Source organism: Solidesulfovibrio alcoholivorans DSM 5433 (genome assembly GCF_000702665.1).
GTDB classification, from domain to species: Bacteria; Desulfobacterota; Desulfovibrionia; order Desulfovibrionales; family Desulfovibrionaceae; genus Solidesulfovibrio; species Solidesulfovibrio alcoholivorans.
Window position 1 is genome coordinate 16,198 of sequence record NZ_JNJA01000014.1, and the last position, 12,822, is coordinate 29,019.

General features: G+C 67.9%; 13 protein-coding genes. 3 read left to right on the forward strand and 10 right to left on the reverse strand.

Translation table 11 applies throughout. The annotated features are described in order from the left end of the window. Nucleotides 1–17 precede the first annotated feature (17 nt). The 4 genes from mrdA to Q368_RS0118275 all read right to left on the reverse strand — a co-directional run bounded on the left by mrdA (nucleotide 18) and on the right by Q368_RS0118275 (nucleotide 4,470). Entirely contained in the window at nucleotides 18–1,877 is a 1,860-nt protein-coding gene (gene mrdA / locus Q368_RS0118260) for a penicillin-binding protein 2 (RefSeq protein WP_029460488.1), read from the reverse strand. Continuing rightward, nucleotides 1,867–2,337: a hypothetical protein gene (locus Q368_RS0118265; RefSeq protein WP_029460489.1), complete on the reverse strand. Its 471-nt coding sequence runs from the start codon at nucleotides 2,335–2,337 to the stop codon at nucleotides 1,867–1,869. Before Q368_RS0118265 ends, mrdA begins: the two co-directional genes overlap by 11 nt. After that, entirely contained in the window at nucleotides 2,334–3,275 is a 942-nt protein-coding gene (gene mreC, locus Q368_RS0118270; protein WP_245611393.1) for a rod shape-determining protein MreC, read from the reverse strand. The genes Q368_RS0118265 and mreC overlap by 4 nt, the downstream gene beginning before the upstream one ends. A gap of 154 nt (nucleotides 3,276–3,429) precedes the next feature. Further along, entirely contained in the window at nucleotides 3,430–4,470 is a 1,041-nt protein-coding gene (locus Q368_RS0118275; protein ID WP_029460491.1) for a rod shape-determining protein, read from the reverse strand. A gap of 107 nt (nucleotides 4,471–4,577) precedes the next feature. Between Q368_RS0118275 and mnmL the strand changes: the two genes are divergently transcribed. From mnmL to Q368_RS0118290, 3 genes are all read left to right on the forward strand, one after another. Beyond that, the gene (gene mnmL / locus Q368_RS0118280) at nucleotides 4,578–5,495 is read left to right on the forward strand and encodes a tRNA modification radical SAM protein MnmL/YtqA (protein WP_029460492.1); all 918 of its coding nucleotides are present in this window, start codon (nucleotides 4,578–4,580) and stop codon (nucleotides 5,493–5,495) included. A 98-nt stretch (nucleotides 5,496–5,593) separates the two neighbouring features. Continuing rightward, nucleotides 5,594–6,082: a methylated-DNA--[protein]-cysteine S-methyltransferase gene (locus Q368_RS0118285; protein WP_029460493.1), complete on the forward strand. Its 489-nt coding sequence runs from the start codon at nucleotides 5,594–5,596 to the stop codon at nucleotides 6,080–6,082. Nucleotides 6,083–6,089: 7 nt separating this feature from the next. Then, complete coding sequence (locus tag Q368_RS0118290; protein WP_029460494.1) at nucleotides 6,090–6,743, forward strand: riboflavin synthase; 654 nt, start codon at nucleotides 6,090–6,092, stop codon at nucleotides 6,741–6,743. 86 nt (nucleotides 6,744–6,829) lie between these two features. On the opposite strand, the gene Q368_RS0118295 is transcribed toward Q368_RS0118290, so the two are convergent. From Q368_RS0118295 to Q368_RS0118320, 6 genes are all read right to left on the reverse strand, one after another. Further along, nucleotides 6,830–8,926 (reverse strand): hypothetical protein, encoded by a 2,097-nt coding sequence (locus Q368_RS0118295; RefSeq protein ID WP_029460495.1) that lies wholly within the window; start codon nucleotides 8,924–8,926, stop codon nucleotides 6,830–6,832. After that, a complete protein-coding gene (truA, locus tag Q368_RS0118300; protein WP_029460496.1) occupies nucleotides 8,871–9,686 on the reverse strand; it encodes a tRNA pseudouridine(38-40) synthase TruA in 816 nt (271 codons plus the stop codon). Before truA ends, Q368_RS0118295 begins: the two co-directional genes overlap by 56 nt. A gap of 41 nt (nucleotides 9,687–9,727) precedes the next feature. Next, nucleotides 9,728–10,351 carry a MotE family protein gene (locus tag Q368_RS0118305; protein WP_245611394.1) on the reverse strand — a complete coding sequence of 208 codons (624 nt, stop codon included), beginning with the start codon at nucleotides 10,349–10,351 and terminating at the stop codon, nucleotides 9,728–9,730. 67 nt (nucleotides 10,352–10,418) lie between these two features. Further along, nucleotides 10,419–10,862, reverse strand: coding sequence for a flagellar export protein FliJ (fliJ, locus tag Q368_RS0118310; RefSeq protein WP_029460498.1), 444 nt, complete (start codon nucleotides 10,860–10,862; stop codon nucleotides 10,419–10,421). A 72-nt stretch (nucleotides 10,863–10,934) separates the two neighbouring features. Continuing rightward, nucleotides 10,935–11,615 carry an adenosylcobinamide-GDP ribazoletransferase gene (locus tag Q368_RS0118315; RefSeq protein ID WP_052360287.1) on the reverse strand — a complete coding sequence of 227 codons (681 nt, stop codon included), beginning with the start codon at nucleotides 11,613–11,615 and terminating at the stop codon, nucleotides 10,935–10,937. Between the two features lie 57 nt (nucleotides 11,616–11,672). Continuing rightward, a complete protein-coding gene (locus Q368_RS0118320) occupies nucleotides 11,673–12,434 on the reverse strand; it encodes an SAM hydrolase/SAM-dependent halogenase family protein (RefSeq protein ID WP_342665715.1) in 762 nt (253 codons plus the stop codon). Nucleotides 12,435–12,822 lie beyond the last annotated feature (388 nt).

The following is a 12,822-nucleotide window of genomic DNA, read 5'->3' on the forward strand; positions in this document are numbered from 1 at the left end:
CTTCCTGAAAAAGGCGGCTAATCGCCCACGTCGCCGGGTTCGGCGGCTGCCGGCTGGGCCTCCGGGGCCGGCGCGGCGGCGCGGGATCTGGCCGGGGCCGGTCCGAACAGCTGCTCGAAGATCTTGCGCTCGATGGGGCCGCAGATCTCGCCGCCGTGGCCGCCGCCGTGCTCCACGATGCAGACCACGACGTACGTCTTGCCGTCCTTCTTGCCCCAGCTCGCCATCCAGGCGTGGTCGCGCTGCTCGTAGGGCATGAACTTGCCCTTGATGCGCACGTCGGGGTTGATGAGCTTGACCACCTGCGCCGTGCCGGTCTTGGCGCCGGTCACCACGTCGGAACGGTAGAGCGACTTGCCCGTGCCGCGCTCGACCGTGGCGACCATGGCGTCGAGGATGAACTGGCGGTCGCCCTCCTTGAGCGGCAGCAAGGCGTCCACCTTGGGCTCCTCGGTTTCCACCAACTCCGGCTTGCGCAGCTTGCCGTCGCCGACCAGGGCCGAGAGATAGCGCGCGACCTGCAACGGCGAAGTGAGCACGTAGCCCTGGCCGATGGAGGCGATGACGGTCTCGCCCCGGGACCAGGCCGCGCCGAAACGCTTGCGCTTCCATTCCTTGGACGGGATGAGCCCGGCCTTCTCGTGGGGAAGGTCGATGCCCGTGCGCGCGCCGAAACCGCTGGCCAGGGCGTACTCGTGGAGGTTGTCAATGCCCATCTTGTCGCCGAGCTTGTAGAAATACACGTCGCAGGAGTGCACCAGGGCGTCTTTCATGGCCAGCGCGCCGAACCCGGACTTCTTCCAGTCGTGGAATTCCCGGTTGCCGACCTTGTACGCCGGCGGGCAGCTCACGACGTCGCCCGGTTTGATGAAGTTGCCGGAAAGCCCGGCCGCGGCCATGAGCAGCTTGAACACCGACCCGGGCGGATACACGCCCTGGGTGACGCGGTTCTGGATGGGATGGCGCGGGTTGTCGCGCAGTTCCTTCCACTTGTCGACCGGCACGCCGAGCACGAACATGTTGTTGTCGTAGCTCGGTTCGCTGACCATGGCCCGTATCTTGCCCGTGTCGGGCTCCATGACGATGATGGCCCCGGCCTGGCCTTCGAGGAGCTTGGCGCACTCGCGCTGGAGGTTGATGTCGATGGCCAGGCGCACGTCGCTGCCGGCCTGCGGCGGTTCCAGGATCTGTTCGTTGTGCTGGCGGCCGAAGGCGTCCACCTCGACCTGCTTGCGGCCCTTGGACCCGCGCAATTCGTCCTCCAGAGTGTACTCCAGGCCCTGCTTGCCCACGGAGTCGCCAAGGGAGAGGTCCGGGCGCTTTTCCAGCTCCTCCTCGTTGGCCTCGGCCACGTAGCCGAGCACGTGGGCCATGAGCGGACCGGTGGGATAGAAACGCTTCTGGCGGATGACGATCTCGAGGCCCGGGTAGAGCATGGCGTTGGCCTCGATGTGGGCCAGGGCCTCGTAGGAGAGGTCGGTGATGAGCGTGAGCGGCTCGAAGGGTTTGACCCGCTTCTTGCCGCGGCGAAACGTCTCGAGCAACTGCGCCTTGTCCACGCCGGTCCACTCCGAGACCTTGGCCAGGGTGGCGTCCACGTCGGCGCAGTCCTCGCGCACGAGGCCCAGGGCGAAGGAGGGCTCGGACACGGCCAGGGGCACGCCGTTGACGTCCACGATGCGGCCCCGGGCGGAATTGATGCGCACCTGGCGCAACTGGTTGTCCCGGGCCATTTCCGCGAACTTGCCCCCTTTGTGCACCTGCAGATACCACAGGCGCAGGGTGAACAGGCAGAAAAGCCCGAGCACCAGCACCTGGAGCAGGATGAGCCCGGAACGGGGGGCGTGTTGTTGCGGGGTTTCGGTTTCAAGCCGCATGTGCGCTGTCCGGCAGGTAGTGGTGGATGAGATAGACGACACCCCATTCCACCGGGAAAATCAAGGCTTGCAAGGCGCTCTCCGTCAGCAGCCGCTCGACCGGCACGGTCTGGTCCTGGAGCAGGACCATCACACCGATGAGCAGGAAATGCATCGCCCCGAGGCTCGCGCCGAGGATGAACACGAACAGGAAGTTGCGCGCCTCGAACAGGCAGTGGCCGAAGAAATACAGCCCGGCCAACGTCCCGTACCACAGCAGGCTCGCCCCGAACGGCAGACTGCCCGTACCCTCCTGGAGAAAAAGCCAGAGCACGCCCAGCCACAGGGGCACGGTCCATTTCTCTTCCTGCATGGCGAGGATAAGGCCGGGCGCCAGGAAGTCCACCCCCGGCATGACGTTTTGGAGCCACAGGCCGCACAGGGTGAAGACCGCCCAGAAGGTGATGCGGGCCGGCTTCATTGTGCCTCGGGGCGGGGACGTTTGCGGCTTTTCTTCCGCTCCGTCCCGTCGGCGGGGGGCGCTTCGCGCTTTTGCCCCGCACTCACGGCTTCGCGCTTTTTCGGGGCCGGCGCGGGCTGGACCGCCGGGGGCGCGGTCACGGCCGGGGCCGGCGCGGGCGGGGCCGGGCGCTGGGGCGGGGCCATGGCCGCCGGGGTCTTGGGAAATTTGCCGGGCTTGCCCGGGGCGCTGGCCGGTTCGGGAGTGCCGTCCGCGCCGGGCTGGGGCAGCGGCGCAGGCGTGCCCTTGAAAAGCAGGGCCACTTCCTCCAGGCGCATGGAGCCGAAAAGCGGCGCGGCATGGACGACCTGAAACAGCGACGAGCCCGAGCGGCCCACGGACGTGACCCGGGCCACGGGCAGGCCCTTGGGAAAAATCTCCTCGAGGCCGGAGGTGACGAGGATCTCCCCCTCCTCCACGGGTACGCCCTGGGGCACGTATTGCAGGGAGAGCTCGCGGTCCGGGCCTTCGCCCTTGAGGATGCCCTGCGCCCTGTTTTTTTGCGAAATCACGGGGATGCGGCTATTGGGGTCGGTGATGAGCAGGACCGTGGCCGCGCTCGGGGAATAGCGCAGCACCCGGCCGACCACGCCGTCGGGAGAGACGACCGGGGTGTTGGTGGACACGCCCGAGGCGCTGCCCTTGTCGATGACGAAGGTCTCCAGCGCGGCGTTGGGGCCCAGGCGGTGGGAAATAACCCGCGTCCCCTGGCGCGTCCATTCGTCCGGCGGGACGATGGAAAGCAGCCGGCGCAGCCGTTCCACCTCCGCGGCGTTCTCGCGAAGCTGGGACAGTTCGTCTTTCGCGGAGGCGAGCTCCCGACGCAGCACGTCGTTTTGCTCCCGGATGCCCACGAAATACAGATAGCGGTTCCAGAACGACGACGTCTGCTCGCTCACCCATCTCCCCGGCGCAAGCGCCCACCTGGCGAATTCCAACCCGGTATGGCTCGCCAGCGTATCGACGTAGCCTGTCCGGATGTTCCAGGTAAAAAGGCCGAGATAAAGGAAGAGGACGACGAGCAGGCCTATCGCGATCCGCTGGGGGGACGGTTTAATCTATCGTGACCTCCTTCAGCACGTCCAGGTTGTCCAGGGCCCTGCCGGACCCGAGGACAACCGTCGACAAGGGGTCCTCGACGACGGTGATGGGCAGCGAGGTTTCCTCGCGAAGGAGCTGGTCGAGCCCGCGCAAAAGCGCGCCGCCGCCCGTGAGCACGATGCCCCGGTCCACGATGTCCGCGGCCAGTTCCGGGGGGGTCTGCTCCAGGGCGATGCGCACCGCCTGCACGATGCTCTCCACCTGCTCGGATATGGACTTCTGCACTTCCTCGGCGCTGATGGTGATGTTCTGGGGAATGCCCGTGACGAGGTCGCGGCCCTTGACTTCCATTTCACCCTGGCTGGTCGAATGGTGGGCCGAGCCGACCTGGATCTTGATCTGCTCCGCCGTGGATTCGCCGATGAGCATGTTGTACTTGCGCTTGACGTACTGCATGATGGCTTCGTCCATCTTGTCGCCGCCCACGCGCACGGACTTGGAGTAGACCACGCCGGAAAGGGAAATGACGGCCACTTCGGTCGTGCCGCCGCCGATGTCCACCACCATGTTGGAGGTGGGCTCGGTGATGGGGAGGTTCGCGCCGATGGCCGCGGCCATGGGCTCCTCGATGAGGTAGACCTCGCGCGCGCCGGCGCTTTCCGCCGATTCCTTGACCGCGCGCTTTTCCACCTGCGTGATGCCCGTGGGCACGCAGATGATGATGCGGGGCCGCACCAGGCGCCGGGAATTATGCACCTTGGAGATGAAATGGCGCAGCATGGCCTCGGTCACCTCGAAGTCGGCGATGACGCCGTCCTTCATGGGCCGAATCGCCACGATGTTGCCCGGGGTGCGCCCGAGCATCCGCTTGGCCTCGAGCCCCACGGACAGCACCTTGTTGCCCCCCCGGGGGTCCTTTTTCACCGCAACGACCGATGGCTCGGACAGGACGATGCCCTTGCCCTTGACGAATACCAGCGTGTTCGCCGTCCCCAGGTCGATGGCCAGATCGTTGGAGAAAAGGCCCAAAATCCTATCCAAAATCCTGGACATACCGCCTCGCTTGCCGCAAACTCGGCCAACTTGATCTCGCAAACGCGTTGTGTTTGCCGATTCGCCCCGTGTTGTCAACGGTTGATTTCGCCCCCCGCCGCGACGCCATGAATGCGCGCTACCTGACACTCGCCGCCGCCTACCGAAAGCGTTTCGGATGCCGCGCCAAAAAGATTCCCCTGGATGCGGGCAGCGCCTGTCCCAACCGGGACGGCACGCTGTCCAGGGGGGGCTGCGCCTTTTGCAACGCGGCCGGATCGGGGACGGGCCTGTACCATAAGGGCTTCGGCCTGCGGGCGCAATGGGACCGGCTGGCCGCCCCTGCGCGTGCGCGCGGCGAAGCCCTTGTGGCCTATCTCCAGTCCTTTTCCAACACGTACGGGCCGCCTGCGCGCCTTGCCGGGCTTCTGGCGGAGCTCGCCGCCTTGCCGGACGTCGCCGGCATCTGCCTCGGCACGCGGCCGGACTGTCTGGACGCGGAAAAAATCGCCCTGCTCGCCACCGCGCCCGTGGCCCACGTGCAGCTCGACCTCGGGCTGCAATCGGCCTGCGACGCCACGCTTGCCCGCATCCACCGCGGCCACGACGCCGCATGTTTCGCCCGGGCCGCGCAGGCCGCCGCCGCCGCGGGCATCCGCGTCACGGCCCACCTCATGGCCGGGCTGCCCGGCGAGGGCGTGGAAGATTTCCTGACCAGCGTCGATTTCGTCAGCGCCCTGCCCGTGACCGGCGTCAAATTCCACAATACGCTGGTCGTGGCCGGCGCGCCGCTGGCGGCCCTTTATGGCACTGGCGACTATGTCCCCATGGCGCGCGAAGACTTCATCGCGGCCGTGTGCCAGGGCATCGCCCGGCTGCGGCCGGGCATCGCCGTGGAACGCCTGAACGCCGACCCGGCCCCTGGCGAACTCGTGGCCCCGGCCTGGGCCGCGGACAAGCAGGGGCTTTTGCGCGACATCCGCGCGCGCCTCGATGCCGAGGACCTCCGCCAGGGTTGCCGGTTGGCCCCTGACGGGCTTTCCTGAGCGAAGGGGACCGTTCCCTCCCTGGCGCGCCGGGACGAAGTCGCGTAAGCTGTATCCAGCTGCCTGTCGCAACCGCAACGGCGGCACCGGAGGCCGACATGACCCACGCGACCGAAACCTGTCTGGCCGGTCCCCTGGCCCTGACCATTCAGTGGCGGGACGGGGAAGTCGCGAACATGTCCTTAACCTGGTCCAAGGGGAAAACCCGCACCCTGGCCACGGAAGACGGCGAGGCGATGCAGGCGGCGCTCGAACGCTACGTCGCGGGCGAGGAACCGCGCTGGCCCGATCTCCCCTACCGCTGGCAAGGGCTGTCGGAGTTCGCCCGCACGGTGCTGGACGCGCTTTCCCGCGTGCCCCGGGGACAGATGGTCAGCTACGGCTGGCTGGCGGCCAAGGCGGGACGCCCCAAGGCGGCCCGGGCCGTGGGCCGGATCATGGCGCAAAACCCCTTTCCGCTCGTCATCCCTTGCCACCGGGTCGTGGGCGCAAACGGCGCGCTTACGGGATTCGGTCCGGGGCTCGACATGAAACGCTATCTGCTCGGGCGCGAGGGCGCGCCGACGGACAAGCTGCAAAAGGATTGACCCGACGATGTTTACCGGACTGGTGATGGGACTTGGCCGCATCCTGGAGGCGAAAGCGCGCGGCGGGGAGACCCGCTTCCGCATCCGCACGCTTTTCGACCTCGACACAATTGTCCTTGGAGAATCCATCGCCGTAAACGGCGCCTGCCTGACCGTGGAAACGGCGGGCAAAAACGAGTTCACGGCCTACGCCTCGGCCGAGACGCTTTCCAAGACGGGACTCGGAGCGCTGCGGCCCGGGGACACGGTCAACCTCGAACGCGCCCTGGCCCTGGGCGACCGGCTCGGCGGACATCTGGTCGCCGGGCACGTGGACTGCCAGGCCGTGATCGAATCCGCCGTGCCCGACGGCCAGTCCACGCGGTTCCGCCTGACCTTTCCGGAGGAATTCTCGGCCTACGTCGTGCCCAAGGGCTCGGTGGCCCTGGACGGCATCAGCCTCACGGTCAACGACTGCGGCGAGGGCTATCTCACGGTCAACATCATTCCTTCGACCATGGGCGCCACGACCATCGGCTCCTGGAAGCCGGGCCTCACGGTCAACATGGAGACGGACATGCTCGGCAAGTATGTGCTGCGCATGCTCGGCCCCTGGCGCGCGGCCGGCGAGGACAAGACCTCGCGCATCACCGAAGACTTCCTGCGCGACAACGGCTTCTAACTCCCGCCTCTATCTCTTTCCCTTTCGGGGTGGGCCAGGAGGGGCCCTCGGCCCCTCCTGGCCGCCGGAGGCATTCTCCCCTCCCCCTACGCTCTGCCATCGACCAGCCAGTTCGTGCGTTCGAGGTCCGCGGCCGTGCGGCGCACGGCGACGCGGCCGAGGTGCGTCGTCTCGGGCGTAAGATACTGCGACGCCCCGTCCGCGCGCAGGCTTGCCACCGTGCGTTTCCAGGCCGGCACGAGGCTTTCCGGCGTGCCCGCGAGCGTTTGCCCGGTCCTGTCGGCCTCGTTGTAAAACGCCCGCCAGAATTCGCTCGACGACACCCAGAGCAGATCCGCTTTGCCAATTTTAGCAAAACCCATGGCGGCAAGCCCGTCCCAGTTCGCGATCACGGGTTGGGCGAGGCTTTCCGCTATCGTCCCGGAAAACACGTCGGCATTGGCGGCAAGGTATTTGCGCAGGTCGTTGTAGGCATCGACCACCGCATCGAGGCGCGAGGACACGGCGTCCATGGAGCGGGTGACGGCAAGGGGCAGCGCCACGCCCGTTTCCGCCTGGGCCGATAGCGCCACACGGCCGGATTGCAGGCCGTAGGCGTCGTTTTCCGAAGCCTGCGCCTTGCCGTTGACGGTAATCTGTCCGTCCTGCCCGGGCAGGCCGACGTCCATGCCTAGGGCTTCGAGCAATCCCGAGGGGCCGTCGGTAAGCGTCATGGATTCGCCCAGGCGGCGATTGAGCAGCGTCAGCGAGGCGACGAGGTCCCGGGTTGGCAGGCGCGCCCCGGCCACGGCGTACGACGGCACGGTGGCTTCCTGCGCCGTTGCCGCAACGCGCGCCGTGGTTAGCGCCGTCTCGCTTTTCACCGTGCCGAGCACGTCCTCCCAGGTGTCGCCGGCGGCCACGGGCACGGACACGACCCGCCCCGTATACGCCGTGGTCAGGCCCAGGGCCGCAAGCAGGCCGCCGGAACCGTCGGCAAGGCGCAGCGGCTGGTCCGTATAGTCCGAGGCCGTGGTCACGGCGAGTTCGCGCGCGGACACGGTCTTTCCGTCCGCCGTGGGCAGCGTCACGGCGTGCAGCGACGACGTAAGCCCCGGCAGGGAAAAGCCCGACGTGCCCACGAGTTCCGTGGACTGGCCGTCCGCCGCCCAGACGCCCGTCGGCTGCCCGTTGAGCTGGGCATTGACCGCGGCGAGCACGCTGCCCCAGGTCCAGCCGGATTTCACGGTGACAGCAAGCTCCCGCGACGCGTCGCCGACGCTCGCGGTAAACGTGTATTTCCCCGGCGCAAGGGTCGTTGCCGTATCGGGATCGAGGGCCGTGGACACATAGGACGTGTGCTGCGCGCCGGTTCCTGTGGCCACGGAAAAGCGGTGCAGGCCCACGTCCGGGGTCGCGGCCGCGCCGGAATCGAAGGACGAGGAATGGACGAAGGCCGGCTGGGCCAGCCGGTCCACGGACGTTTCGTAGACGGCCTGCGCCGCCGGCGCGGCCACGTTCGCCGCAGCGCGCATATCGAGCGTCTCCAGGAGATCGCCCTTGACGTCGGCGAGCCTCACGTCCTGCGCAAGGTGCGCCCGGTTGACGGAGAGCGCGAGCACCGTGCCCGTGGCGGCAAGCGACGGGTCCAGGCTGAAGGCCTGCTGCTGCCGCGTGACCGTTGCGCGCACGCTGAGCGCTTCCGAGCCGTTTACGGCGTCGGCCACCTTGCCGAGCACCGTGCGCCAGGTGTCGTGCGCACCGACCGTGACGGAAAAATCCTCGCTGACCGAGCCCTGCCGCACGCGGAAGCGGTAGGTGCCGGCATCGACTCCCGAGGCGGCGAGGCCGCTTTTGCCCGTGGAGAAAAACTTGTTCGGATTGACCGCCGTGCCGGCATCGACGGTTGCGACGCCCAGGCGACCGGTCAGGCCGTCGTCGCGCAGGGCCAGACGGGCATTGAAAAGCGACGAGGTGTCGGAAGGCCAGACGAAGCGCGCCAGCGCCGTCTCGAAGCGGGCCAGACGTGCGTCCAGGCCGGCGGCCAGGGCGCTGACAACCGCCTCATGACCGGTGGAAGTGTCACTTGTGGAAATCGTCGCAGCGGCACGCCGCAGGCGCGCCGGCGCGGCAGCCTCCGCGACGGATTCACCCTTGGCCAGCCGCAAGCTGGTGAAGTAGATGTCGCTTACGCCCCCGGCCATCGTTTCCGTACTCCACGGCGACGAGGCACAGCCCCCGTGCCGGCGCGGTCCCCGGGGCGAGCCTTCTTTGCCCTGACGTCAATACGGATCGGATGTCCTCGGGGGAAACTTTACCGCTGCCCACGGCCACGAGCGCCCCGGTCAGGTTGCGCACCATCTGCTTGAGAAAGCCTTCGGCGCGAAATTCCCAGACCATCTCCCCGGGCGACGCGGACGGGATGCGGCAGACGGCATGGACCTGCCGCGCGGTGGTGCGCACGGCAGAGCCGGCGTTCTGGAACGCGGCGAAGTCGTGAAAGCCGACGAACAAGGCGGCGCAGGCGTCCATGGCCGCGACGTCGAGGGGGCAATAGCGCCCCACGTCCCAGACATAGGCCCGCCGCCAGGGCAGGATATGCCCGGGCGCGATCCAGAGCGTATAGCGGTAGATTTTGCCCGTGGCTGAAAAACGGGCGTGGAAATCGTCGGCAACCGGCGCGGCGTCCACGACGGACACGTCGTCCGGGAGCAGGGCGTTGAGCGCGCGCTGCCAGGGGATGGCGGCACGGTGTTCGGGCACGTCGCAGTGGGCCACCTGGGCCATGGCGTGGACGCCGGAATCGGTGCGCCCGGCCCCGTGCACGCGCACGGGTGCGCCGCAAAGCCGTTCCAGAGCCTCTTCCAGGCAGCCCTGGACCGTGCGGCCGCCGCCCGGGGCCTGCAACTGCCAGCCGGCGAACTGCGTGCCGTCGTAGGCAAGGGTCAGGCGAAGGCGCGGCATGCGCTGCTTCTATCCGCGCCTTCGCCGTAGTGCAACCGGTGCTACCCGTTGGGCCCTGCGGGATTGTCCGTCGTGGGCAGTTGCAGCTTGGTGAGCATTTCCGTGAGCCCGGCCGCCTTCTTGGCTTCCATGTTGTTGAGGATGTCGCCGGCCTGACGCCCGCGCATGCCCGCCAGAATTTTGACCGCGATGGTGTTGTCGAGGGTCTCCAGCACCTTGGCCGCCTGCTTGGCGTTCATGTTGGAGTAGACGTCGATCAGGTGCTTGAGCTTCTGGTCCTTGACGCCCTTGGCTTCTTCCAACAGCTGCTTGATGCTCGTCTCCATCTCCTTGAGCTTGGCCACGCGCGTGTTGAGGTCGGTTTCCAGGGCCTTGAGCGCCTGTTCGCGCTGGTCGAGCTCATCCTGGCGTTTGAGCAGCGCCTGGGCGTCGGGGGTTGCCGCAACGGGCGCGGCCTTGGCCGGAGCGGCGGCGGGCGCGGCGGCCGGAGCCTGTTGGGCCAGGGCCGTCGCCGGGCCGGGCAGGACCACGGGCAGGGTCACGGACGGCGCGGCGGCAACCTGCGCGACGTTCCGCACCGGCGGTTCGGGCAATAGCATGTCCAGGCCCATGAAAACGAGGATGCCGATCTTGACCGCGGCGATCATGACGAAAACGCCCAGCACCTTGGTGGCCCGGGGCGCGATACGCCCGGCCAGGCTGTCCCAGCGCGAATGGAGCCCCGAAAACAGCTTAATACGCGGGCGGCTGGTAACGAACCGAAGCCATTTCGTCGTTTTCGTTTTGTTCCGCGATGTTTTGTTCGATGACATGGCGGGCCGCCTTCTTGGTTTTGAGTTTGTCGAGGAGCTTGCGTTCCTTGGACCGGGCCACGGCCGCCTCGCGGCAACGCTCACGGGCTTGGGCCAGTTTTTCCAGCTTCAATTCCGCCTGGGCGATGTCGTAGACCAGCCGTTCGCGGTAGGCCCGCCACAGCCAGAAATCCCCGGGCGTGGGGTCCTTTTTCTGCGCCATGGACGCCTCGCGCGCGGCCAGTTCGTTTCTAAGGCGCTGGACTTCGCGCTCCTGGGCGTGATGCGCGGCAATGGCCTTGCCAAGCTCCATCCTGGCCCGCTCCTCAAGCTGGGTGCGGATGTCCAGGATGCGTTCGAGATTGAAGCGAAACGGCTTGGCCATGCGCGGTCGGTCTCCCTGTGGCGACGGTTTTCCGTCGGTCGGGCGGTAAACAGCAATTCCCGGGCCAGTCCGTCAGAAGAGGCACCCGGCCGTCAACGCCGCCAGCTCGCAGCCGACGATGGCCGCGCCCAGGAAATCGCCGTTGACGCCGCCGTTTCGCCGCGCAAGCCGCGCGAGCTTCCAGACGACCACCGAGCCGATAATGCACGCGGTTACGGTCGTCGCCGCCCCGGCCCAGAAAAAACCCAGCACCAGCGCCACGGTGCAGGCGACCAGCGTATTGGCCCAGGTCGCGCCGGGCAGGCACAACGACCCGAGCCCGGGCCGCGCCAGATCGCGACAGGCGCGCATGAGCGCCACCGCTCCGGCCCGGCCGAACACAGGCGCGAAAGCCAGCGTCCACACCCGGCCCGCGGCAAGCAGCTCCGCTCCGAGCAGAAACGCGCCGCCCATGGCCGCAACCAGCGCCATGCCGCCGAACGCCCCGATGCGGCTGTCCTTCATGATGGCGAAAAACCGCTCCCCACTCGTGAAACTGCCCCAGGCGTCGGCCACGTCGGCAAAACCGTCGCAGTGCAACCCCCGCGTCAGCCAGACATTGGCCAAGCCGTAGTAGAAGCCGCCGGCCAACGGATGCCCGGCGAAAAGCCCGAGCGCCAGCGGCGCGGCCAGCACCAGTCCCAGCGTCGCGCCGACCACCGGGAAAAGCGGCACGCACGCCGCCATGTCCGGGTCGCGCACAGCCGGCCCCATGCGCGTGAGAAACCCGAGTGCGGCAAGATAATGACGGAAAATCAAACGTCTTCCTCCCTATGGCCAGGCGAGCGTCACCGCGTCGCGCACGCCGAGTCCCAGTCGTGCCGCCGCCGAGCCGCCATTGACCGCCAGTTCCAGATAGCCCTGGCTGCCGGCCAGTATGCCCACCGCGCCGGACGGAATCTCGCCATACGTGCGCGACGGCGCAAGAACCTGCCCCACGGGCGCAACCAGCGCAACCCCCTGCGGCACCTCGCCGAATCGCCCGAGATCGAGACTCAAAATGCAGTTGCCGAACCGGTCCACGGAAAGCACCCGCGCAGTCACCCGCCCGCCTTCGCGCACCGGCTCGAGCCCCTCGAGCAAGAACGGCTCCACGCCATCGAGCACCGTGGCCACGTCGCGCGCCTCCTCGCCCATAGCCAGCCGCGCGGCCAGAGGCGCGAACACGTCGCGGCCATGAAACGTGGCGCTCGCCGGCACGTACCGCGGCGTGGCGTCAAGGATGCGGCACCCCTCCGCCCGCCCGAACACCAGCGTCAGCAAGCCGTTGTCCGGAGCCAGTATCCGCCGCGACGCCGTCTCCACGAGCAACACCCGGCGCTGCGTGCCGACGCCCGGGTCCACCACGGCGCACACCACCGAACCCGGCGGCAGCCAGGGCAATGTCGCGGCCAGGAAAAACCCCGCCTGCCAGACATCCCCGGGCGCGACCTCGTGGCTGACGTCGAGCAGCGGCACCCCGGGCGCGGCCGCCAGCAGCACCGCACGCATCTGCGCCACGTACGGGTCCGCACGGCCGAAGTCGGTGAGCAAGGCGATCAGCGGTGCGGGGGAGGAGGAAGAGGGATGAGGGGAGGACGATGGGCGGGAGTTGGGTGTAGGTATGGGTATGGGCATAGGAAAGATGCCTCCGGCGGCCGGGGGGGATAATCCCCCCCCGGACCCCCTTGATGGGGACGTGCGGGGGAACGTCGGGACCGTCAGGCGGCGTTGCGGCGGACCATGTGGTCGCCAGCGGCGAAACGCCGCATTTTAAGAAATAAGGTCAGTAAAATTCCTTCAAACTCGCCCCGGAGGGGCGACGGGCCTGCGAGGCCGGAATCGGGAAGGCGAGCCAGGAGCGCAGCGACGGCATCGCCTTCCCGATTCCGGCCTCGCCGACGGACTCCCGCCCGCGCCGACACTTCCGCCCGCCTCCCGC